Source organism: Halomonas sp. ALS9 (assembly GCF_001651035.1).
GTDB lineage: Bacteria > Pseudomonadota > Gammaproteobacteria > Pseudomonadales > Halomonadaceae > Vreelandella.
The window spans coordinates 421,414-444,380 of sequence record NZ_LXRG01000110.1; the positions used below are offsets into that span (position 1 = coordinate 421,414).

General features: G+C 53.4%; 21 protein-coding genes. 9 read left to right on the forward strand and 12 right to left on the reverse strand.

Going from position 1 to position 22,967, the window contains the following annotated elements; all coding sequences use genetic code 11:
- Window positions 1-474 precede the first annotated feature (474 nt).
- Window positions 475-702 (reverse strand): NadS family protein, encoded by a 228-nt coding sequence (gene nadS, locus A6R74_RS10140; protein WP_240488200.1) that lies wholly within the window; start codon window positions 700-702, stop codon window positions 475-477.
- Window positions 703-1,213: 511 nt separating this feature from the next.
- Between nadS and A6R74_RS10145 the strand changes: the two genes are divergently transcribed.
- Complete coding sequence (locus A6R74_RS10145) at window positions 1,214-1,630, forward strand: DUF6088 family protein (protein ID WP_064234383.1); 417 nt, start codon at window positions 1,214-1,216, stop codon at window positions 1,628-1,630.
- A complete protein-coding gene (locus A6R74_RS10150; RefSeq protein ID WP_064234384.1) occupies window positions 1,627-2,589 on the forward strand; it encodes a nucleotidyl transferase AbiEii/AbiGii toxin family protein in 963 nt (320 codons plus the stop codon). The genes A6R74_RS10145 and A6R74_RS10150 overlap by 4 nt, the downstream gene beginning before the upstream one ends.
- A 443-nt stretch (window positions 2,590-3,032) precedes the next feature.
- On the opposite strand, the gene A6R74_RS10160 is transcribed toward A6R74_RS10150, so the two are convergent.
- Together A6R74_RS10160 and A6R74_RS10165 are read right to left on the reverse strand one after the other, a co-directional pair.
- Entirely contained in the window at window positions 3,033-3,344 is a 312-nt protein-coding gene (locus A6R74_RS10160; RefSeq protein WP_064234385.1) for an AzlD family protein, read from the reverse strand.
- A complete protein-coding gene (locus A6R74_RS10165; protein WP_064234386.1) occupies window positions 3,341-4,063 on the reverse strand; it encodes an AzlC family ABC transporter permease in 723 nt (240 codons plus the stop codon). Before A6R74_RS10165 ends, A6R74_RS10160 begins: the two co-directional genes overlap by 4 nt.
- A 174-nt stretch (window positions 4,064-4,237) precedes the next feature.
- Between A6R74_RS10165 and A6R74_RS10170 the strand changes: the two genes are divergently transcribed.
- Genes A6R74_RS10170 through A6R74_RS10190 form a run of 5 tightly spaced genes read left to right on the forward strand, consistent with a single transcriptional unit; the run spans window position 4,238 to window position 9,149 of the window.
- Complete coding sequence (locus A6R74_RS10170) at window positions 4,238-5,374, forward strand: C4-dicarboxylate TRAP transporter substrate-binding protein (RefSeq protein ID WP_064234387.1); 1,137 nt, start codon at window positions 4,238-4,240, stop codon at window positions 5,372-5,374.
- A gap of 56 nt (window positions 5,375-5,430) precedes the next feature.
- Window positions 5,431-6,060 (forward strand): TetR/AcrR family transcriptional regulator, encoded by a 630-nt coding sequence (locus tag A6R74_RS10175; protein ID WP_064234388.1) that lies wholly within the window; start codon window positions 5,431-5,433, stop codon window positions 6,058-6,060.
- Window positions 6,057-6,557, forward strand: a complete 501-nt coding sequence (locus A6R74_RS10180; protein ID WP_064234389.1) for a TRAP transporter small permease — start codon at window positions 6,057-6,059, stop codon at window positions 6,555-6,557. Before A6R74_RS10175 ends, A6R74_RS10180 begins: the two co-directional genes overlap by 4 nt.
- A gap of 10 nt (window positions 6,558-6,567) precedes the next feature.
- On the forward strand, window positions 6,568-7,875 hold the full coding sequence (locus A6R74_RS10185; RefSeq protein WP_064234390.1) for a TRAP transporter large permease: 1,308 nt from the start codon (window positions 6,568-6,570) through the stop codon (window positions 7,873-7,875).
- Window positions 7,876-7,922: 47 nt separating this feature from the next.
- Window positions 7,923-9,149, forward strand: coding sequence for a metal-dependent hydrolase family protein (locus A6R74_RS10190; protein WP_064234391.1), 1,227 nt, complete (start codon window positions 7,923-7,925; stop codon window positions 9,147-9,149).
- Window positions 9,150-9,405: 256 nt separating this feature from the next.
- Here A6R74_RS10190 and A6R74_RS10195 read toward each other — a convergent pair whose 3' ends face one another.
- Complete coding sequence (locus A6R74_RS10195; protein WP_064234392.1) at window positions 9,406-10,125, reverse strand: Crp/Fnr family transcriptional regulator; 720 nt, start codon at window positions 10,123-10,125, stop codon at window positions 9,406-9,408.
- 447 nt (window positions 10,126-10,572) lie between these two features.
- Here A6R74_RS10195 and A6R74_RS10200 point away from each other — a divergent pair, with 447 nt between their 5' ends.
- Together A6R74_RS10200 and A6R74_RS10205 are read left to right on the forward strand one after the other, a co-directional pair.
- Window positions 10,573-12,420 (forward strand): putative bifunctional diguanylate cyclase/phosphodiesterase, encoded by a 1,848-nt coding sequence (locus A6R74_RS10200; RefSeq protein ID WP_064234393.1) that lies wholly within the window; start codon window positions 10,573-10,575, stop codon window positions 12,418-12,420.
- 187 nt (window positions 12,421-12,607) lie between these two features.
- Window positions 12,608-14,671: a TonB-dependent siderophore receptor gene (locus A6R74_RS10205; RefSeq protein WP_064234394.1), complete on the forward strand. Its 2,064-nt coding sequence runs from the start codon at window positions 12,608-12,610 to the stop codon at window positions 14,669-14,671.
- Window positions 14,672-14,755: 84 nt separating this feature from the next.
- Here A6R74_RS10205 and A6R74_RS10210 read toward each other — a convergent pair whose 3' ends face one another.
- From A6R74_RS10210 to A6R74_RS10245, 8 genes are all read right to left on the reverse strand, one after another.
- On the reverse strand, window positions 14,756-15,478 hold the full coding sequence (locus A6R74_RS10210; RefSeq protein ID WP_064234395.1) for an amino acid ABC transporter ATP-binding protein: 723 nt from the start codon (window positions 15,476-15,478) through the stop codon (window positions 14,756-14,758).
- Entirely contained in the window at window positions 15,471-16,139 is a 669-nt protein-coding gene (locus A6R74_RS10215) for an amino acid ABC transporter permease (RefSeq protein ID WP_064234396.1), read from the reverse strand. The genes A6R74_RS10210 and A6R74_RS10215 overlap by 8 nt, the downstream gene beginning before the upstream one ends.
- Window positions 16,140-16,149: 10 nt before the next feature.
- Window positions 16,150-16,815: an amino acid ABC transporter permease gene (locus A6R74_RS10220; protein ID WP_007113595.1), complete on the reverse strand. Its 666-nt coding sequence runs from the start codon at window positions 16,813-16,815 to the stop codon at window positions 16,150-16,152.
- A 3-nt stretch (window positions 16,816-16,818) separates the two neighbouring features.
- Window positions 16,819-18,612, reverse strand: coding sequence for a cis-3-hydroxy-L-proline dehydratase (gene lhpI / locus A6R74_RS10225; protein WP_064234397.1), 1,794 nt, complete (start codon window positions 18,610-18,612; stop codon window positions 16,819-16,821).
- A gap of 86 nt (window positions 18,613-18,698) precedes the next feature.
- Window positions 18,699-19,511: an ABC transporter substrate-binding protein gene (locus A6R74_RS10230; RefSeq protein ID WP_064234398.1), complete on the reverse strand. Its 813-nt coding sequence runs from the start codon at window positions 19,509-19,511 to the stop codon at window positions 18,699-18,701.
- A gap of 347 nt (window positions 19,512-19,858) precedes the next feature.
- Window positions 19,859-20,536 (reverse strand): GntR family transcriptional regulator, encoded by a 678-nt coding sequence (locus tag A6R74_RS10235; protein WP_240488201.1) that lies wholly within the window; start codon window positions 20,534-20,536, stop codon window positions 19,859-19,861.
- 145 nt (window positions 20,537-20,681) lie between these two features.
- Window positions 20,682-21,986, reverse strand: a complete 1,305-nt coding sequence (locus A6R74_RS10240; RefSeq protein WP_064234400.1) for an FAD-dependent oxidoreductase — start codon at window positions 21,984-21,986, stop codon at window positions 20,682-20,684.
- Complete coding sequence (locus A6R74_RS10245; RefSeq protein WP_064234401.1) at window positions 21,983-22,921, reverse strand: dihydrodipicolinate synthase family protein; 939 nt, start codon at window positions 22,919-22,921, stop codon at window positions 21,983-21,985. Before A6R74_RS10245 ends, A6R74_RS10240 begins: the two co-directional genes overlap by 4 nt.
- Window positions 22,922-22,967 lie beyond the last annotated feature (46 nt).

A 22,967-nucleotide genomic window follows, 5' to 3' on the forward strand; every position in this document is an offset into this window, starting at 1 on the left:
CATGCTATCTTCTAACTTCGCTAAATTACTGATTCTAAATAACTGTACCTTTTTCTAAATTACGGCTACTTCCCTTTATTTATCAGTAAGTTATTGTTATAGTGACCAGCTCGTAATCCCTTGATCGTAGGTTCAAGTCCTACTGGGCCCACCATTCTTGCTTGTTCAAGCAAGGGAATGGCTCCCTTGGTGCTCTACGGTACTAAACTGCTCAATTTTCCCTTCATCTCGGATGCTTAGGCTTGATGGCTAATCGCCCCTTGATGGGCATGTATGATATTGGTCTTTAATTGATTATTTATAGCGTTGGTAAGCAAGCCGCTTTGAAGCCGCAAGAGTGGCAGTCAATACTAGTTCAAACTATGTTTCCCAGACGTACCAGTACGACGTTGAATTACCTTTACACCCAATAAGCTTTAGTGCGAAGCAAGCTCGTTGAAAAAGGCTGGGTTGTCCTGAATAGTCGCCAGTACCTTAGCGGCTAGCCCCGAAGGGGTTACGGCGTTTGGTTTCCCAGCTTTTGATGGTGTCCACACTGGTTCCCATAGCTTTAGCAAACTCCGCCTGAGAGAAATGAAGATTGGCCCGGATAGCACTCACATCGGCCACCTCATGGCGTGTGATGCGGCTAGCTTCAGTATTGCCTTGTTTGATCTCAACGGCTTCCTGCAGTGATGCTTGAAGTTCATCAAAAATGCTCATTTGGAAACCTCCGCTTTCAGTTGGTGGGTCAGTGTTTTCAGTGTGGCCTTTTCAGCGGGCGTTAAGCGATCCTTCACGCTCTTGGGGTAGCTCAGTATCAGGTAGATTCTTTCTGTCATCAATAAAAGTAAATAACCCGAGCGCCGTTGCCCTTACTTTTTGGTCTAACGCCATGCGGATTTTCGCGGGCTCCCGTATCAGCATAATAGTGACCTACGAGTATTGTAGAACCGAGAGAATGTTCATCGTGATCGAAGGCGTGGCTTGCAACGCGGCGAGAGTTGTTTGCCACGTGGGTGGTTACATTCCAAGCTTGCTTTTGATGGCTGACAAGTAGGAGGTATTCTGCAGAGTTTTTGCGGCGCTTTAATTTTTAAATTTTACGTTAACTTTTTGATTTTTATAAATTAATAATAATGAATATGATTTTTTTAATGTCGTGTTTTTTGTGTTTTTAAGCCTGAGGGTATAGAGTAAAATTCTGTCATTATCCAGCTGCTGGAGGTGTCACATGGCTACTCAAACGCTTGAGTCACGCATTCGTGACAAAATTCGCAAAAGTCGGCGGACGGTATTTCTACGTGATGATTTCGCTGCACTGGGTGGTTATGACCAAGTTGGCCGTGTGCTTCGTCAATTAGAAGTGCAGGGACGATTATTACGTATTGGAAAGGGCCTATACGCCAAAGCGCGTCAAAATCGTATCACAGGCAAGCCAATGCTTGCGGCGCCCGGTGGCTTTGACCAGGCTGCCAAAGAGGCATTGAATCGCCTAGGGGTGCAGTGGGAGCCAGCCAGTGCAGAAAAGGCTTATCAGGCGGGCCGTACACAAATTCCGGCGCGAGTGGTGGTCAAAGTAAAAGGCCCGTTTAATCGACAGATTGCCTACGGAAACTATCGCTTGGGTATCGAGCGAGCTTCTGCATGAAAATTGATCCTAGCATGTTTTCTGATGTGGCGGATGCGCTGGGTATCGACGGCCCCGCGATTGTGGAAAAAGACGTCTATGCCGTCCATTTATTGAGCCTGCTTTCAACCCTGAATTCGGAGACGTTTGAGCTGGTATTCGCAGGGGGTACCAGCCTAGCAAAAGCCCACCATAAGCTTTTCCGTATGTCCGAAGATATTGATATCAAGCTTGTTGCTCGCGATAGGAAAGCAACAGGCATGTCTAGAACGGCGCTGAAGGTAGAACGAAAGGCGGTGCTGACCGAAATAGAAACAATCATCAGCCGTTCTCAGATCCTAGAACTTGATTCCGATGATGGGGTAGTCAAGCGTAACGAGTACCGGTATGCAGAGTTTACCGTTCGCTATCCTCGGACTCAGAGGAACATTTCAGCGCTTCGACCTGACTTGAAGCTAGACGTCACAGCATCAGAACTTTATGAACCCGCCGTTTTGTGCCCTGTCAGCTCTTTATATGCCGATGTTCTTAAGTTATCCCCAGAGGTAGCTTCCTTTCCGGTGGTTAGCTTACATGCCACGATCAGCGAGAAGCTTGTGGCATTATTGCGTCGCACGGCTCACGTTAATCGTGATCTTTCCCGAAAAGACGATGAAACACTGGTGAGGCACGTCTACGATCTGCACATGGCGACATCCGGCGGATATGACATGGCTGCATTACGTACGCTGGTAGAGGCGGTCATACAGACGGACGTGGCTCAGTTCGGCAACCAGCATGCGCAATTTGTCACTAACCCAGCCGGTGAACTGCTATATGGCCTTGGGTGCTTACAGACCCATCCGATCCATCAGGATCGCTACGAGCGCTTTATCGGCCCGTTAGTTTATCATGATGAGCCCGCCACTTGGGGTGATGCTTTACAGACAGTGGCCGAGTTGGCCCAACAGCTGCTGTCGGAGGGTAGGGCTGAGCGCTAACGTATTCTTTTCCAAGTACCTAACGTCTGTCGTTTACTTATCACGTTGCACCTAAAATAATTTCCTTAGCCGTTTTGTGCGGCTTGTTATGCTGTCAACTGCCTATCTATTAGCCTTATGGCGAATCAACTATCGACCCTTCATCTTGTTGTAGCTGGTGGCCATTTGGTACCTAACAGGGTGGAAGCCATGTAAAGGGTGTAACGTGTGGAAAGCTATAATTATATGAAAAATATACGTTTATGCGTTGCAGGCGCGATCTCGAAGTTTGTTTGATTGCACTCATAATCCCCTGTTTTTAAATAGGCTATATAGAAATGGTGGGCCCAGTAGGACTTGAACCTACGACCAAGGGATTATGAGTCCCTGGAGCTGCGGTATATCTGATTCTAGTTAACCCTGCGCACGTCTGAAATTTTCAAGTCTCCCGTTTTCACACAACATTACCCAACCCACCAGCGCCAACCCGCAGCGCAAAGCATACCCATTGCAATCGATACCAGCGGGCTTCTCAATACTACCGCCACCGTGCCAGCAGCGATGGCCGCGAGCCGAACGCCGCCGTCACCATGCACGATGATGGGCGTAATAACGGCAATCAGGACTGAGCTAGACATGGCATCGACGAACCGCCTAACGCGTGGGCCTAGTGGTACATGTGACATGACCAGCAGCCCCAGCACTCTGGAGCCATAAGCAATCACCACCATTAGCATGATGGCTATTAATGACTGCCACACTGATGATGAGCTCATAAGGCGCTTTCCCTGAACCAGCGTCCAGGCAACAACACGGCCACCACGCCACCGGTAATGGCGCCCACCATCACATGTAGGTAGGGCGGTAACCACCAGTACGCCATTAATGCGCTAGCCGCTGCTGCCAGCCAGGGCAGAACCATGGCTGCTTTGGGGTTGCCACCGACAACGATCATTAGCAGAAAGCACAGCATAATCACATCAAGGCCGAAGCGTTCAGGCTGGGTAATGCCTCCGCCAAAGGCTAGCCCAAGCGCCGTGCCCACGACCCATGCACACCACAGCGCTATTCCGCCGCCTAACAGAATGCCCAGATTGCGCTCGCCGCGCTGATACTCTCCCAGTGCCATCGCCCAGTTGGAGTCGGTCAGCAGCATCACCATCGCGAATTGCTGGCGTCTAGGTAACGGCTTGAGCCAGGGGTAGAGCGCCGCGCTCATTAGCATATGCCGGGTATGGATCGCCAGTGTGACTGCCGCCAATGCCAGTAGCGGTAGCGGCGAATGCCACATCTCCAAGGCCGCAAATTGCGATGGCGCCGCGAATACAAACAGGCTCATTAACATCGCTTCCCAACCGGCCAACCCTTGATGCACTGCGGCAACGCCAAACGCTAAACCAAAGGCAATCGTAAAAACCGCCAAAGGCAGCATCATGCGGATCCCTCGCCAGGTGCCCGCCATATCAAGCCGAGTGGGTTTTTCCTTTGCTTTCATTATGTAACCTTGCTCCGCGGAATCGATCATGTAAAAAACAAACAGGCCTGCTTGTTTTTTTATTATTTGAAGTCTAGATTGAATTACGTACACGCGCCACACCGGGTGACGTGTCAATAAGACTTAGTCATACAACAGAAAAAAACAGCCGATTAAATCGGCACGGGAAACTACATGAACTCCACTCGTAAGACGCTGACACTAGCCGTTGCGACGCTGGCTTTGCCTGCCATGGTCTCATCGGCACAGGCAGCAACATCATTCATCGCCAATTCGTTCTACGATCAACAACACCCTCACTCCCTTAATGGTTATATCGAGTGGGCCGAAATGGTCAAGGAGCTCTCGAACGGCGAACTGCAACCCGAGGTATATACAGGCACCGTGCTGCTGGCACCACGCGCTAACCTGCAGGGTATTCAAGATAATATCGTTCAGGTTGCTCATCATGCCGCAATCTACACGCCTTCCGAAATGCCGGTGGCTAATGCCGTTCAGGAGTTAGGCTTTAACTATGACGATCCGCTGGTTGGCATCCTGGCGGTGACAGATTTCAGTCTGAATAATCCGACCCAGCTTGCCGAGTGGAAGGAGCTAGATATTGTCTATCTAGGCGCCTATAACACGCCTTCCTATGTGCTGTTCTGCCGCGAGCCAGTGCGCAATCTAGAAGAGCTGCGCGGTAAGCGTATTCGTACCGCAGGCTCGACGGTTTCTGCCTGGATTGAGCAAGCCGGGGGTACGCCGGTGAATGTGCCTTCCAGTGAGATGTACAGCGGTCTTGATCGAGGGTCTTTGGATTGTGCATCGAATGCAGCGAATGACTTGATTGATCGGTCTCTTTGGGAAGTTGCCGAGCACACGACGCTGCTGCCGACCGGGATGTATTGGTCTGGCCCTCAGTGGGGCTTCAACTCGGGCTTTTGGGCTAGCCTCAGCGATGAAGAGCGCGATGTCTTCAAAGAAGCAACTGCCAAAGCAATGACACGCATGATCGTCCAGTACCTCGGCGCTTCTGAAGCCGCACTAGAAGAAGCCGCTTCCCATGGCAACAACATCTATGAGCCTGAAGAAGACTTGATGGCGTCCGTGGAGGCTTTCCGCGATGAAGCCTTGGCCAATGTCTACGATAAAGCCCGTGATGAGTATGGCGTTGAAGACCCCGAGGCGCTGATTGATGATTTTATCGCGACCTACGCAAAGTGGGATGCCTTACTTAGCGACGTTGACCGCGAAGACGAAGACGCATTGGCCAAACTGGCCATGGAAGAGATCTACAATAAGCTTCCTGCTGACTACGGCATCTATTAACGCTGCAACACTTAGGCCGTCGCATTGAGGCGGCCTAGGCCAAATAAGGGTTCGCTATGACGAAGCGACAGAATCAAGAAGAACGCTCACGCCAAACCCAGGCTCGGGTTACACAAGCGACGATCGAGTGCATTCTCGAGAAGGGCATTCGTGCTACTTCAACCGTGGATGTTGCTCGTTTGGCGGGCGTTTCCCGGGGCGCTTTAGTTCACCATTACCCTTCTAAGACATTATTGATGCAGGCGGCGCTTGAGGACTTGCTGAGTCGTGAAGTGGAAAGCGTAAGGGAGATGGCCACGCACGTTAAGGCGGGAGAGCTCAACTTTGATAACTTGTTAGAGGCATTGCATGAGCACTTCAAGGGCGACCTTTATATGGTGACCCTCGAATACCTCACTAATGCGCGTACTGACCCCGATATCATGAAAGTGCTTGTGACCCTGGGCTCGAAGTTCAATGACTCTTTGGAGCAAATTTGGGAACAGTTGGTAGCCAGTGCCAGCCACACGTCACATCAGAATCGAGTCGCCCTGAATGCCACTCTGTGCATGATGCGAGGTATGGGGGCGCAAAGCATCTGGCGTGATGATCCTGAACTTTACCGCGATATGCTGCTGTTCTGGAAAGAGACCCTGTTAGAACTGGGCTTTTCTGCTCCGGATTCGAAGAGGGGCGAGCTCGCATGATGGCCAAACACTTCGAATCACTGAGCCAGTGGGTCGCCAAAAGTGCCATGGTGCTAGCGGCACTCTTTCTGGTGTTGATGGCGCTGCATGTCTCGCTTGATGTAGGGCTGCGCTACCTATTCGGAAAGTCGTTTACCGGAACGCTAGAGTTTGTGTCTTTTTACTACATGGTCGCTGTCGTCTTTCTGCCACTCGCCTATGTAGAACTTCAGCGGGAACACATCAGTGTGGATGTGCTGGTGGGTAGGCTTCCGCCGGGTGCCCAGTTGGTGCTTTATCTGTTCGCGAGCTCCCTTGGGCTGCTTTATTTCGGCATGCTCTGCTACCAGAGCTATCTTGATGCGGTTCGCGCCACGGTTCGAATGGAAACTGCCATGGCCAATTTTACCTTCTACCTATGGCCCAGTCGCTGGGCGTTACCGGTTGGCTTCGCGGCAATGTGCCTGGCCATCCTCGCGAACATGATTAAGGCGCTGCAACAACGCCGAGCCCTCTAGGAGTTTCCTAATGAGTAATATCGAGATAGGCGTGGCAGGCATTGCCATCGCCTTGGCCCTTATCGCCCTGCGCGTGCCAATCGGCGTTGCCTTGGGTTTAGTGTCGATTATCGGCATTGGCGAAATGACCAGCATGCGCGTGGCCTGGGGCATGATTTCTGCCACGCCGTTTGACTTTGCGGGCACCTGGGAACTGACCGCCGCACCTATGTTTCTGTTTATGGGTTATTTGTGTACCAGCACGAATATGACCCAAGGCCTGTTTCATGCCATGCGCCTTTATTTGGCGCGCCTGCCCGGTGGTTTGGCAGTTTCCAGCGTTATGGCCTCTGCCTTCTTTGCCGCTGCCTCGGGCTCCAGCGTGGCTACATCGGCGGCCATGTCGCGTATCGCTGTACCCGAAATGCTCAAGCATAACTACGACAAGGGGCTGGCTACCGGCACCGTTGCCGCATCGGGAACACTCGGCTCGCTGATTCCCCCAAGCGTGCTGCTGGTGCTCTATGGCGTTTATGCCCAGGTGTCGGTAGGGCAGCTGTTTATGGCGGGTTTTATTCCCGGGGTACTTTCCGCGCTGCTTTATATCGCCATGATTATGGTGCGCACCAAGCTTAATCCCAGCCTGGCGGGCAACACCGACGTGCGCTCTAGCTGGAGCGAAAAGTGGGATGCCTTTAAGCATATCTGGCCGTTGCCCCTGCTGATCGGCTCAGTACTTGGCGGGATCTTTCTGGGTGTTTTCTCACCTACCGAAGCCGGGGCCGTGGGGACTTCTATCGCTGCGCTGATCGCCTTGGCGCGCCGCACGCTAACTTTTTCAGCCATTCGGGAAGCGTTGATTCGTACGGCGGTGAGCACGGCAAGCATCTTCATTATTCTCATTGGGTCGCTGTTTTTCACCCGTTTTCTAGCCATGAGTGGCGTACCCGCCGCTTTTTCTGAGTTGATTCTTGGCGTCAGTACTGAGACCTGGTGGATCATTCTCGCGGTAGCACTGATTTATCTGGTGCTGGGGATGTTTATCGACTCCATTGGCCTGCTGCTGCTCACTCTGCCGTTAATCCTGCCCTTAATAGAGGGCGCTGACCTTAACTTGATCTGGTTCGGGATCATCGTCGTCAAGCTGCTTGAAGTGGGGCTGGTTACCCCGCCTATCGGGCTCAATGTGTATGTCATCAAAGGTGCCCTGGGCAATAGCGTCACCCTGTCAGAGGTGTTCAAGGGCGTAGCCTGGTTCATCGTCATGGATATTGTCGCCCTGTTATTGATCGTGCTGATTCCAGCGCTTTCGCTCTACCTGCCGCAAAAAATGTTTTAACGCCACTTTCTCAAGAACGCTCACAAGAACGCTCACAAGGAATACTCATGACAACGACACGCTTTATCAATGCCAACGTTATCGACACGCGCAATGGAAAGGTTCTCGCCAACCAGCAGGTGCGCATTCAGGAGGGGCGTATCACCGATGTTAGTGATTCACCGCTAGAGGGCAGTGATGATCAAATCATCGATATTAAGGGCCACTTCCTGATGCCCGGCCTGGTTGATTCGCATGTCCACGTCACGGCTATCACGCCCAATTTTGCCCTGCTTGAAACGCTTTCGCCTTTCTATGTCGGTGCCAAATCAAGCGAGTTGATGGAAGCCATGTTGATGCGTGGATTCACTACCGTACGCGACGCTGGCGGGGCAGATTACGGCTTAGCGAAGGCGGTCGATGAAGGGGCGCTGATTGGTCCGCGCATCATGTACGCAGGCAATGCTCTTTCCCAGACCGGCGGTCATGCCGACATGCGCGGCCCAGGCCAGCAAACCTTTGAAGGCTGCTTCTGTTGCGCGGGTTTAGGTCGCGTTTGCGATGGTGTCAGTGAAGTACGCCGGGCCGCCCGGGATGAAATTCGCAAGGGGGCCACTCAGATTAAGATTATGGCCTCTGGTGGCGTTTCTTCACCCACCGACCGTATCGACAGCACACAATTTTCGCTTGAGGAAATTGACGCCATTGTGGAAGAAGCCACCGCTGCCAATATTCACACCATGGCGCATGCTTATACGGCGCGGGCTATCAACCGGCTTATTCCACGTGGGGTCAAGACCATTGAGCACGGCAATCTTATGGACGAAGAGAGCTGCCGACTATTTCTTGAGCACAACGCCTACCTCACGCCGACGCTCTGCACCTATGATGCCCTAGCAAAAGAAGGTGTGGAGGCGGGGATGGCCGAGCACCTGCAGCGCAAGGTTTATGACGTTTTGGATGCGGGTGGCAAGGCGCTGGAGATGGCACAACGATACGGCGTTAAAATGCTCTACGGCTCTGACCTGCTGGGTCGGATGCAGCGTCATCAGCTCAATGAGTTCAATTTACGTAAAGACGTGGTGCCCACCGACGAGCTGATTCGTGCAGCGACAAGCCACGCCGCCGACGCCTATGGGCACACAGGAGATTTTGGCGAGATTATTCCTGGCGCAAGGGGGGACGTTATCGTGCTCAAAGACAATCCTTTAGATGATATTAATGTTCTTACTCAGCCGGATGATCAGCTCATGCTAATTATGAAAGGGGGAGTGGCTTATAAAAATGTACTCTAGTCAGGGTTAATAGCGCGGAATGAATCGGCCACTAAACGTTGTCAAAGCAAAGCAAAACGAAAAAAACCAAAACAATACGTTTAGTGGCCGTTCAAGGCAGATGCCAATTTGCCACTTACAATATCGAAAAGATCCTGGTGTAGAGTGCGCAATCTCGGCCATCTCAACATCTAGCTGGTTGTCTGTATCGATAATGGTGATCAGTGAAATGACGCTATCGATAGGTTGCACTAGGTTAGTGGACTGGGGTGGGTACTCACGTTACGGCATGATGATTGAGCAGGCGGTCATACTCGTTCTTGACCACTGAGTAGCACTCGCAAACGCGCGCCTCCAGGCCTGGCCTGTCGATTACCGTAATATGACCCCGGTTGTAAGAAATCAGGCCTGCCCGCTGAAGCTTACCCGCCGCCTCAGTGACTCCTTCACGACGAACGCCTAGCATATTGGCAATTAATTCGTGAGTCATGAGCAGTTCATTGCTGTGCAGCCGGTCAAGGCTGAGTAGCAGCCAGCGGCATAGCTGTTTGTCGAGGCTGTGATGACGGTTGCATACGGCGGTCTGCGCCATCTGGGTGAGTAAAGCCTGGGTATAGCGCAGCAGCAGGCGCTGCATAGAACCCGCGCGATAAAACTCGTTTTTAAGCAGTTGCCCCTTGAGCCGATAAGCCTGCCCCGCACTCTGAACGATCGCTCGGCTAGGCGTCGTTTCACCGCCCATAAACAGCGATACGCCAACGACGCCTTCATAGCCGACCACGGCGATTTCCGTCGAGGCGCCATCTTCCATCACGCAAAGCAGTGAAACGATGGCATCAAGAGGAAAGTAGACATGGCTCATTTGCTTGCCTGATTCAGACAGCGATTGTCCCAGCGTGAGCGTCACCTTCTCAAAACTTGGCAATAAATGGGTTAATTCTTCTTCGGTCAGCAGTCTAAGTAGAGAATTCTGCTGCAAATTTTCAGTTTTTAGCATAGAAATCCTCTCTCTATTGCTGGCTGTCGCGCAGTTGCTCAGCGAAATAATATTCATATATATCAAAAGCATATAATTATATGGGTAAATTGTAGAGCACAGCGCAGCCGAGACTGTACGCTACCGAACATACAGGAGTATCACCATACTGAGATAACACGAATCGTATGGTTTAAAAGTAGGTTTTTTTCGAATATTTCATCACCTAATGTACGCCAGCGCACATTCAGTTGCGGAGCAAACGTGTAGCGTTAAATTAACTGAGGCAAGGGATATGCCAGTACAGGATGTTCCACTTTGCGCTGCAATCCACTATGCGATGCAAAGAGCGCAGCGTTTTTATTTTCAAATCTTCAAGCTAAGACCGGCTTCTTCATTGGCCACGAAAAGATTCCTCTCAGTTTTTTAAAAGGGGGAGGCTCCCGTTATAGGGTAAGGAGCGAGTAAATGGCGCTGGAGCATTCCATACTGAGTATTAACTGCCTAAAAGAAGGCATGCACACACACGAAGATACCGCCGAGCAGGATCATATAGACACGCGATTGCATATCGCCGAAGCTGCCCTGCAGGACGCAATGGAGTGGGCTCAAGCGACATTAAACTCAATCGGCGATGCCGTGATTACGACCGACATAGAGTACCGTGTTACCTACCTAAACCGCGTTGCTGAACAGTTGACTGGCTGGTTGAGTCTGGATGCGATTGGCAAACCCTTGTCGCAGGTGCTTACGCTCGTCGATGGCCATACGTTGCTTGCCGCTACTAACCCTGCGCAGCGTGCCATAGATGAAAACCGCACCGTCGGGCTCGCGATGGACTGCGTACTGATTCGCAAGGACGGTAGCCAGTTGAAGATAGAAGACTCTGCGGCGCCCATCCAAGGCCGTGACGGCTGCATCAAGGGGGCGGTGATCGTATTTCATGATGCCTGCCAGTCGCCTGTTCAGTCGTCGCAGCTGGCCTATCAGGCGCAGCATGATTCACTCACCGGGCTGCCCAATCGTGTTCTGCTTTCCGAGCGCCTTTCCTGGGCCATTGGGCTAGCAAAACGGCATCAGCATCAGGTGGCGCTCATATATCTGGATCTTGATGCTTTCAAGCCTATCAATGATTCGCTTGGCCATGCGGTAGGCGACGCTCTATTACAGTCGGTCGCTGCTCGCCTTAGTGAATGTATCCGCGACACAGACACGATATGCCGGCAGGGCGGCGATGAGTTTGTAGTGTTGCTAAGTGAAATTGCAAAGCCACAAGATGCTGCCAAGATGGCAGAAAAAATGCTTAGTGTGTTGGCTACACCCTATCGAATCGATACCCACGAACTGCGCATTACCACCAGTATCGGCATTAGCCTCTATCCTGATCACGGTACCGATGCTCGTACGCTGCTCAATAATGCCGATACGGCTATGTATTACGCCAAGAGTAGCGGCTGCAATCATTACCAGCTTTTCAGAACTGATATGAATGCACAGAGAGAGCAACGTCGCGATATTGAACTTCAACTGCATCGAGCGCTGAAGGAAGATGGCCTGTTTCTCGATTTCCAACCCCGAATAGATATCACAACGGGTTATTTGTGTAGTGCCGAAGCGTTGGTGCGATGGCGCAATCCTATCTTGGGCCTTGTGCAGCCTTTGGCGTTTCTGCCTGTCGCAGAGGCCCGCGGCCTTATCGGCCCTATTGGCCACTGGGTGCTGCTTGAGACTTGCCGACAGTTGCAGGCATGGCGAGCGCAGGGCGTTGAAATCGTCCCTATCGCTGTAAATTTGTCGGCTATAGAACTGCGCGATAAGTCATTGCCTGCGCGTATTGACGGCATATTGTCTGAGACAGGGCTAGCAGCACATTTTCTAGAGCTGGAGGTGACCGAAAGCAGCCTTATGTCTTATGAACACGATGCATCAATAGCAACACTGATAGAGTTGAGTCATCTAGGTATACGCATTGCTATTGACGACTTCGGCTCGGGGAGTGCCAGCCTGAAACGCTTGAAATGCTTTCCTCTCGACACGCTCAATATTGCCCCCTGTTTTGTTAATGACATGCTCGATAGCTTCGAAAATACCAGTTTCATCAATGCCCTTATCAACTTTGGCCAGAACCTGGCCTTACGGGTCATTGCCAAAGGTGTTGAGACTCAAGCACAGCTGGATCATCTCACGCTGCAGGGTTGCGATGGCGCCCAAGGCTTTCTGTTCAGTAAACCGCTGTCGGCAACAGATTTCCGCGCACTACTCAGCCCCGAAAGGCCTAAATGGCCGCTTCGCCATTTGAATGTTGAGCTTACCTAAGGCACTCAACTGCCTACCTCGTAAACACCCGCTCATTTTTATGAGCACTGTGAAGCGTTAAAAACCCCGCACAATGCGATTGAAAGCGACTATTCAAAAGCGCTATCATGAATACTAATAACAACGATTATCATGATTCTTATTGCTCTGCTTTCTCTTTGCTCCCAATTCCAACTGAGATTACATCATGCCTCGTCTGCCGTTTGCTCGTCGTCCTTTGGCGCGCTCAATTTCCGCGCTGATTCCCGTCACCGCAGCGCTGTTTTGCGCATCCGCCTATGCGCAAGAAGAGTCCGTTAACAATGACACTGTTGTCGTTACGGCCACTGCTCTTAAGGTCGATACTCCGCTGGTGGAAACACCACGCCCAGTTTCAAGCGTTGACCGCGAAGAGCTGGAAACCCGCAACGTTCAGCAATTAGATGAAACCTTCCGCTATCGCGCGGGCGTGTTGTCAGGCCATTTCGGTAGCGACAACAACACCGATTGGTTCAAGGTGCGCGGTTTTGATCAGTCCACTTACCAGGACGGCCTGCGTATCTATCGCGAAGGGTTTTATCAGTGGCTGCCGGAGCCTTATGGCCTGGAGCGAGTGGATGTCTTCAAAGGCCCCTCATCGATTCTTTACGGTGAGGCGCCTCCTGGCGGTTTGATTAATGCAGTGAGCAAGCGCCCGACCGAAACACCCCAAGGCGAAGTAAACCTGCAACTCGGCAACCGCAACCATCGTCAAGTTGGGATTGATACCAGTGGCCCGGTGGGTGAGTCAGATGATGTACGCTACCGCTTAGTGGGCCTGTATAAAGAACGCGACGGCGATTTAGACGCCACGGATAATGAGCGCTACTATTTCGCACCGAGCTTGGCGGTGGATTTCAGCGACGATACAACCGTCACCTTCCTGGCCAGCGTGCAAAAAGATGATGGCGTCCCGGTGAACTCGTTCAAGCTGCCCTATGGCACCGTGGAGAACACGCCCTTTGGTCGTGTCGACCCGCAAACCAATCTCAGCGAGCCGGGTTACGATAAAGATGAGCGCACCCAGTGGGCGTTAGGCTACGAACTGCGCCACAACCTTAACGACACTTGGCGTTTCGAGCAGGATTTACGTTACAGCGAGCTGGATTTAGAGCTGCGCAGCACCTACGCCTTCTTTATGGCGGATGAACGGCAGGCAGCTCGTGGCCACGTCTACCGCGACGGCACCATCGATAGCTGGACGGTCGATAACCGTATGGTCGGTAACTGGTACACCGACCGCACCGAAAACACGCTACTGCTGGGGGTGGATTATCAAAACCTCGGCGTGAGCGGCCAAGAAGCGGATCCTTTCCCGTTCGGCGATCCTATCGATATCTTCAACCCCACTTATGGCAATTACACGCCGGTGGGCGCGGATGATTTGCTTACCCGTGAAATCGATAAAGAGCAGACGGGCCTGTATGCTCAAAATCAACTGCGCATTGATGACCGCTGGGTGCTGCTAGGCGGTGTGCGCTATGACCAAGCAGAGACCGAAAACAGTAACCTAACGGCGGGAACGACCCAGCGTTCAGATGACGATCAGGTATCTTGGTCGGGCGGCGCTATGTACTTGGGTGAAAACGGCGTTAATCCCTACATCAGTTACACCGAGTCCTTTGACCCGCTGGGCCGTGTGGATAGCGACGGTGATCTTTATGACCCCCGTGAAGGGCGCCAGTGGGAAGCGGGCGTTAAGGTGGCCCCCTTTGGTTGGGATGGTTACGTGACGGCGGCGCTGTTTGATTTGGAAGAGAGCAATACGCTGGTGAACTCACCAACTGGCTTCCAGGTGCAGGAAGGCAAACGTACTTCTCAAGGTTTTGAGCTGGAAGGCGTTGGCTATATTACTGACGATCTAAAAGTCACCGCGGCCTACACCTACACTGATTCACGTCTGGAAGACGATGACCGTGCGCCGTTAATCCCGCGTCACCAGGCCTCTACCTGGCTGGATTACGCCTTTACTGGCGGCGCGCTGAAGGGTGTGACGCTGGGCGGCGGCGTGCGGTATGTGGGCAGCACCGTTGATACCAGTGTCGCTGATAACACAGAAGTAGATAGCTACACCCTGTTCGATGCCATGGTGGGCTATGAGTTTGCCGACGGCTGGCAGGCCCAGGTCAACGTCAACAACCTAACGGATAAAGAGTACGTGGCCAGCTGTGAATACTGGTGCTACTACGGCGAATCTCGCAGTGTGATAGGTAGTGTCAAATATAGTTGGTAAGGTTTCGATCTAGCTAAGGCTTTCGATCCGCCTAAACACCCACGACCTGTGGTTTGCGCAGGTCGTGGGTGCGTTCATGACCGACTAAACGACCGACTTTAGAAAAGCAGCAGTTTCCGGTTTCTGTGGGTTATCGATTACCTGGTCGGGAGGGCCAATTTCGTGAACTAAGCCTTCACGGAAAAAGGCCACGCGGTCGGATACGTCCCGGGCGAAGGGGATCTCATGGGTCACCAAAATCATCGTCATCCCGTCTTCAGCCAGTAGGCGCATGGTATCGAGGACTTCGCCTACCAGTTGCGGGTCGAGGGCCGAGGTGGCTTCGTCGAAGAGCATATAATCCGGCGACATGGCCAGCGCCCGGGCAATCGCCATGCGCTGTTGCTGGCCACCGGAGAGCTTGCCGGGAAATACCTTGAGCTTATCCGCAAGACCCACATGGGTGAGCTGTTTAACGGCTAACTCTTCAGCTTCAGCCCGGCTCTTGCCCAATACTTTACGCGGCGCCAACATGACGTTTTCCAGCACGTTTAGATGCGGAAAGGCATTCCACTGCTGGAAGACAATGCCTATTTTCTGGCGCAACTTATTGATGTCGGTGCCTTTGGCATGCACCTCGGTGCCATCGACGCGAATCGAACCGCCCTGAATATTTTCCAGGCCGTTGATGCACATAAGCAGGGTCGATTTCCCCGAGCCAGAGCCCCCCACAATAGACACCACTTCGCCCTTTTGGACGGTTAGGTCGACACCCTTGATCACTTCCAGGTCTTTAAACGACTTGTGTACCTTTTCGATCTCAATCATTCTGCTGCCACCTTTTTTCCACTTGGGCACCTAGGCGGGATACCACCAAGCTGATGAGGTAATAGATTAGCCCTGCGATGCACAGCACCAGCAGTGGCTCCTGAATGCGCGTAACGATGGCCTGGGAGGCACGGAGCAATTCAATGATTCCGATCCACATCACCAGCGCGGTATCTTTCATGGCCGAGAGGGAGAGGTTGAGCCAGCCGGGAAAGGCTACCCGGGTCGCTAGCGGCATCACCACGTAACGCAGGTCTTGCCAGTAGGTCATGCCCAGCGAACGGCTGGCCAAGCGCAGATTCTGGGGCACCGAGAGCACACCGCTGCGCACGATCTCGGTGCAGAAGGCGGCCACATAGACCCCCAGCACCACACAGCCAACAGTGAAGGCACTCCAGTCCAGCCCCACAATGCTCTTGAGCGAATTGAACAGCACAAACTGGATAAGCAACGGTACACTGCGAAAGATATCCAAAAACCACCCTAGCGGGATGGTAGCCCGGGGTAGTAGGGCGCGCAGAAATCCGCAGGAGACGCCCATAAAGGTACCGAGTAGCATCGACCAGAAGGTCAGTAGCAGCGTGACCCAGGCCCCTTGAAGCAAAAATAACAGGTCGTTCCAGGTAAAGCTGGTTGAAAACGAAAAGCCGGTTGAAAACATAGTCAGGCCCTCAATAGCGGAATAGCCGCCAGGCCAACAGCCGGGCTATCGCTACGATTAGTTTGGCGATCAGGTAATAGATCACCGCTGCCAGCGCAAATAATTCAAAGGTGCGAAACGTCCTGACGTTGTAATCCTGGGTTACGCCAGTGAGGTCGTTATTCAGGCCAACGATAACCCCCAGCGACGTCATTAATACTGCCCAAACCATCTGGTTCGTGATGGGGTAAAAAACGATCCGCAGGAGTTGGGGCACTACCACCAATCGATACGCCTGGAAGCTGCTCATCCCCAAGGAACGGGCCGCACGGACTTGGGTGTCGGGAATCGCTTTAAGGCCGCCACGGAAATTCTCAGCCAGATAACCCGCGTTGTTGAAGGTGATCCCGGCCAGCAAGGCAGCCCAGGAACTGACATGCAAACCGATAGCGCCCAGGCCGAAATAGACGATGTAGATCTGGAACAGCGCAGGGGTGTTGCGGGCGATTGATACCCAGGTGCCTGCTACTGCCCGCGTGGCAAGGTTGGGGGTCTCCCGCATCGCCAGCAAGGCAAGAGCGATCAAGACACCGAAGATCATCGATAGCGCCGCGGTCTCAAAGGTGACAACAGCGCCTTCGAGCATATCCGGCAGGGCTCTTAAGGCAGTTCGCCACTGGAAGGTATAATCAAACATGGCTCAGTGTGCTCCTTGGCGAGTTGCAGCGGCTGTTAGCCAGGTGGGTAGCCGACCACTGGCTTCTCCGCTGCAGGCGGTCTCGACACACTCGGCGAGGTTGCCGAAATGCACCTGACGACCGACTAGCCCGGGGGCGTAGTGGGCATATTTGCCCGAGTTGGTCATTAGGGTGCGTGCCGTTGTCGGTACTACGGGCTCACCCAGCATGCACCAGCAGGTATCGTTGATAAGCTGGGCACCGAAACGCTCCAGGGTGGTGACGTACCCCGCCGCGCTAGCGTCGGCATAAACTGCCCGCCCCAAGGTGACCGCGATGGCCACATCGGGATGTTTACGGCGTCCTGAACAGAGCGCCGCCAGTGCTGCGCATTCGCTCAATGAGAAGTGGGGATTGCCCAAGCAGACAAGGTCTACCTGGGGCGTTTCAGCGTGATCCAGTTCGTACCAGCTAGCGAGTAGGTCGTCGGGCTCAATGGCCAACACTCGCGAGGGCGGGAGTTCACCAAGGGCTTGGGATTCGCTCATCGCTTCTGGGGTAATCTGGCTAATATGGAACATCGGTGCGGCAGAGGTAGTAGCGAAAGCCGCGCCAAACGCTTTGAGATCATCGCGGCTGGGCGCTGTCTCCTCCAGACCGCAAAGCAACGGTATTTCGCTGCCGCAGAGCAGCCCGACGTGATACCCCAGCAATGGCCAGAAAGCGTCATCCAGTGTATCGAGTGGCTTGATGTCGATACGCAGCGTGGCAAAACGACCCTGGTCGCGGTGTGTCCCAACTAAGGGGGCACGACCCGTTAAGGCGATGCAGATATCCAGATAGTCAGGGTATTTCAGCGTTCGTGCCGCCAGCACACTGTTGGCATAAACGACAGCGTTGGATTCCGCCCAGACGACCTGATCGCCGGCCTTGGGGGCGCTGTCGAGTAAATAGGGTGCGCAGGTGTAACTGAGCTGCGCGCCCATGGCCATGTAGGCATTGCCTAACGCACTGGCAGGCTCGCCGAAAGCGGGGTCGATGCCCTGCGCCCGCCAGCGGCACTGATCAACCGATATAGAATTGAGTGTGGTTGGTACGCGCACTTGCGCGCCCCATTCCACTAACTGCTCAGCGAAGCGCAAACTGGCAGGGCCGGTATAAATACAGCCGTCTATGTGCGCTTGGCTGATGTCTATCAGTTGGTCGGCGCCTTGAAGCTCAGCCATTCGTAACACGATGCGCATCGCCTCCTGAGCTGCCTTACCATGGTGACCACTGAGGAGCGCGTGGTCGCTTTCGCTGAGCGATACGCGGGAGGGTTTTGGGCTGAAGGGCGCTGGTGTAGATGGGTGAGAGTCGGTGTTGTTCACCTTTGCTGCCCAATCGCCCAAAGGAAGAGTGTCGAAAAGACTTATTTTTTCATTTTCAATACGCGCAAAGCGTCTTTGGCGAAGCGTGGTAAACGCCTTTGGGCCGACGCACACTACCGGGATAGAGGATTTAAACAGTGTTTCGGCAACGATGACCCCTAGAGTCAGGATCTCTTCTTGATCGGCGAATATCAGTGCAGCGGGGGCGTTGTCGCCGGTAAGCAGTTCAAGCAACACGCTGCTACCGGTGCAAGAACCGCGTCCACTAGGCAGTGCGAGTATGCGTCCGGCAAGACACTGGCCTCTCAACGGATGATGACAGTCAATAATCTCGCCACTGAACGGATCAACGCCACCCCAGAAGCTCAAGCCAACGTCGGTATACAGTAGTTCGCCCTGGGCTGAACCACAAACCAAACTACGACCGGTGAGCGAAATATTAGACATAACGTCATCTCGTTCGTTGGGAAGGGCGCGCCGCCAGAGCGGCGCGCGGTACATGGTTGTAAGTGGTTAGTTGTGTCACGTGGCGACTAGTAATAAACGCCGGGTACGGTCAGATCGACGGGGTCGCCGCCCACCCACTTGTCGTAGAGTTCCGCATAACGCCCGGTGCGTACTTGCTGGTTAACGAATAGATTTAGGTAATTTAGCAGGCCGTACTCTGTGCGATTGGCGGCTAGGGATACGTAGTCAATGACGTAGGGCGCTTCACCCGCAATTTTCAGCCCCTCATATTTGCCGGATTCGAGAGTCGAGGAAGCAACCGTGTTGGTGACCACGGTGGCGTCGATATGGCCTTGCGCGACGGCCAGAATAGTATCGTTCTGGGTTTGATAAGCGCGGAAGCTGCCATCGCCCCACTCGTCCACATCCTCCTCCAACGCCATGGCCTCATAAGTGCCGCTGGTGTTGCCCACCGGGCGTCCCTGCAGATCATCGTATCCTTCGATACCGGTGTCATCACGGGTCAGGACGACCATCTGGAAGGCGAAGTAGGGAATGGTCATGCCAACGGTTTTGGCACGCCCCAAGGTGTCAGACGTGGAGGCGACAATCACATCAGCGCGTCCGGAGACCAGCGCGGGAATACGGTCGGGGAAGGGGGTTTCAACGATTTCAGCATCGACTTCGAGGACATTGGCCAGGTCGTTACAGTAGTCGACATCGAAACCTGCAGGTTGGTTGTTATCGTCGCGAAACCCCATGGGGGGGAAGTCGAGGGTAACGGCGCAACGTAGGGTTCCAGAGCTAATTATTTCATCGAGTTTGTCAGCCTGTGCCTGACCGATGACGGATACACTCAAGATAGCGGAAAGCGCTAATGGAGCGGTCTTGTTTATCATTCTTGACCTCCTAGGTGGGCTTTGCTTGGCTGTAAGAGACAGCAAACTTAGTATTTATTATTTCGGATACGATTTGCAAGTTTTGCAGTCATTAATTCTGATCTAAAACTAATATGTTGTTTTAATTGCTTTAAATAGAAAATTCGAGCGGTGGTGTGCGATGAAATATTAATAAAAATGTGGGCAGAAGCCGCTATATCACTACTTTAGCGCCTCAGCGTTGAAACAGATCACGCAAGGGGAAAACATAAAATACTGATGGGTTGGGCAGCGATTAGAATATCGCTGCCCTGCATATTGAGAGGGCAGGGCTTAGTGATCTAAGCCCTGTCTGAAAAGTCAGTGGCTTATTCGGAAAGCCGGTTAGGTAGGTGATCGTAGAGTGTCCGGCACACGCCGATAATATGTTGCTCAACCAGCGCTGCCGCCTCGTCGGCGTTGCCTTTGCGGCAAGCGGCGATAATCGCGCGATGTTCAGTGTCGGCGCGGGCTTTGCCTTTTGATAAGCTCAATTGCAAGCGAAGATAGCGCTCAACCTTATCGTGAATAGATCGAATCAGACCCATCATAAAGGGGCGCTGCGCAGGCTCGTAGAGGCAGGCGTGGAGCTCCCAATTCAAGGCGGCCCAGCGGCCAACGTCGTCCTCACGGTTGAACTCGTCGCAGATGCGTTCGGCGTTGTCGAAGGTTTCCGAACCCATGTTGGGTACCGCGAGGCGAATGGCCTCTACCTCAAGCAGAACGCGTACTTCGAACATCTGGGCAAGCTCGGGTTCAGAGATCTTGGTGACCACGGCGCCTTTGTTGCGCTGGAACAGCACCAATCCCTCCGCCTCCAGACGCTTGAGTGCCTCCCGAACCGGGATTTTGCTGACATTGAACTTATTCGCAATGTCATCCTGACGTATCGGCTCACCCTCTTCGATTTGGCCAGCAATAATGGCTTCGCGCAGGTGCTTGACGATCACCTCAGAAGTTGAAGGGGTAATGCCGAGGTTAGGTGCGTTAAACATGGTAAATGACAACTATAAGAATCCGTAGGTGAGAGAAATATACGAGATACTGTATACCAACTCAGCATTTTGCAATTTATTTTTTTGCCTCAACGGCGTCGCTTAATCGTTAAGCTTTTTGGAATGTTGTCGATTTTTTCCTGTCAGCTTTTTCCTGTCAGCTAAAACGGCTTAACCGGTAGGGCGATAAGTCAGCCACCCGCTGAGAGTGAGAGCTCGCTGCTAGGTCGGCAATAATTTCTGCTGTCAGCGCTGCCTGGGTCAAGCCAAGGTGGTGATGCCCGAAGGCCAGTAAAACCTTGCCATCTTTGACACTGTCGATAATTGGCAGGGAATCGGGCAAAGAAGGGCGAAAACCCATCCAGGGCTTGGCATCGCTGCTATCCAGCTCACTTCTAAACAGTCCCTGGCTGAGTTTATGTAGTTGCCAAGCGCGCTGCATATTGGCCTGCCGCTTAAGGCCGGCAAACTCAACTGTCCCCGCCAGGCGTAGCCCTTCATCCATTGGTGTCATAATAAAGCGGCGCTCCAGCGACGTAACCGCCACCGGAAGGCGTCCCCGTTCATTCGGCAGCATCAGGTGGTAGCCCCGCTCGGTATCCAGGGGGGGTCGTATACCCGTTAGCGCGGCGGCCAACTTGGCCGAGTGGGCGCCGCAGGCTAACACTACTTTACTGGCCGTCACGGGTGACGCATTGTCAGTCTTTAGAGTGACTCCCTGATCATTGACATGTCCCGTTAGCACCGTGGACTGCCTGAGCTCTACCCCGTTCGCTTCGGCGGCCTGCACCAGCGAGTTAACTACCTGCCAGGGGTTGATAACATGGGCGGTACTTGGGAAAAACAGGCCCCCTTGAATGTTATCTGACAATTGAGGGGCAACGTCGCGAATGGCATCACCCGTCCAGCCCTCTACCGGGACTTGCTGCTCGACCATTCGTGCCCGCAGCACTTCCAACTCGTCGGCAGCGTCGGCCTTTTCGTATACCAGGAAAGAGCCTTCTTCTTTTAACAAGTGCCTGCTATCGACGCTGTCAAGCAGCCGCTGCCAGGCGGCCAAACTCTGCTCATTGAGTGCGCGAATACCCGCCACGCTAGCTTGATAGGGGGCTGGGCGCAGGTTCCATAGTAACCGAGTGAACCAGGGCAGCGCTTTCGGCATGTAGCGCCAATCCAGCCGCAATGGGCCCATGGGGTCGCGTAGCATCTTAGGCAGTTGCTTTACGATGGCGGCATCGGCAATGGGGAAGACCTGCTCCGTTGCCATATGCCCAGCATTGCCATAGGAGGCCCCCATCCCGGGAGGCTGGCTATCCAGCACCACGACCCGCAGACCTTGTCGACTTAACGCCAGGGCGCAAGCGGTGCCAATGATACCCGCACCGATAACGACGACATCAGCCGCTACATTGGTGGCGCTGGCAGCCGGGGGGTGTGCGCCCGTGGTGTTCTCTGGCTTCATAACGAGGCAGACCAGCCCGCATACCAAGAACGGAACAGCGCGTACTGGGATTCCACGTAGTGACGCTGTGAATCGCTGAGCGCATCGGTTTCATTAAAGTGCAGGGCGTATTCGCTATCGCCGTTGAGTACCATCAGGTGCTTGTAGTAGAGAACCAGATCGCCGCCTTCGTCAAAAGAGGAGAGCACACCCAGTGCTTCCTCTAGCTCCATGGCCAAACGCCGTGCTTTGACGTCCCCTTTGGCGGCCTGTTGGCTGAGCGAGACAAGTTGCAATACTTCTCGCGGCAGCGCGTTGCCGATACCGGTGATAGCGCCAGTGGCACCGCAGTTGACGAAGCCATGGTAAACAGTGGTGTCGACACCCACCATCAGAGTGACATCTTCGTCTTGAGAGGTAATGTTTTCCGCCGCATAACGAAGATCATCGGCGCCGCCAAACTCTTTGAAGCCAATCAGGTTGGGATGCTTGCGGCGTAGCTCAAAGAATAAGTCAGCACGTGTGGCGAAGCCGTAATAGGGGCTATTGTAAATCACTGCAGGTAGCTTGGGAGCCGCGTCCAAAATGGCCGAAAAGTGTGACTTCTGCGCCGCCGCCGAGGTGCCTCGTGAAAGCACGCGTGGAATCACCATCAGTCCTTGGGCGCCTACTTTAGCGGCGTGAGCCGCATGGGAAACAGCCTCCCGTGTATTGATTGCACCGGTACCCACAATCGTTGGAACGCCAGCCTCAACCAGGCGCGCGACGCCCTCCTGGCGCTGCGCTTCGCTGAGTAGCGGCCAATCGCCCATGGAGCCACAATACACCACGCCACTCATGCCCAGATCTACCAATGAACGGCCTTTAGCCACCAGGGCGTCGAAATCAGGTTGCCGGTCAGCGCTGCAAGGGGTCATTAATGCCGGTATGCAGCCAGTAAAAATGTTATCGCTCATCGTTGTTCCTTTTCGTTTGGTGTTATCAGTAATCGGAGTTGGCGCT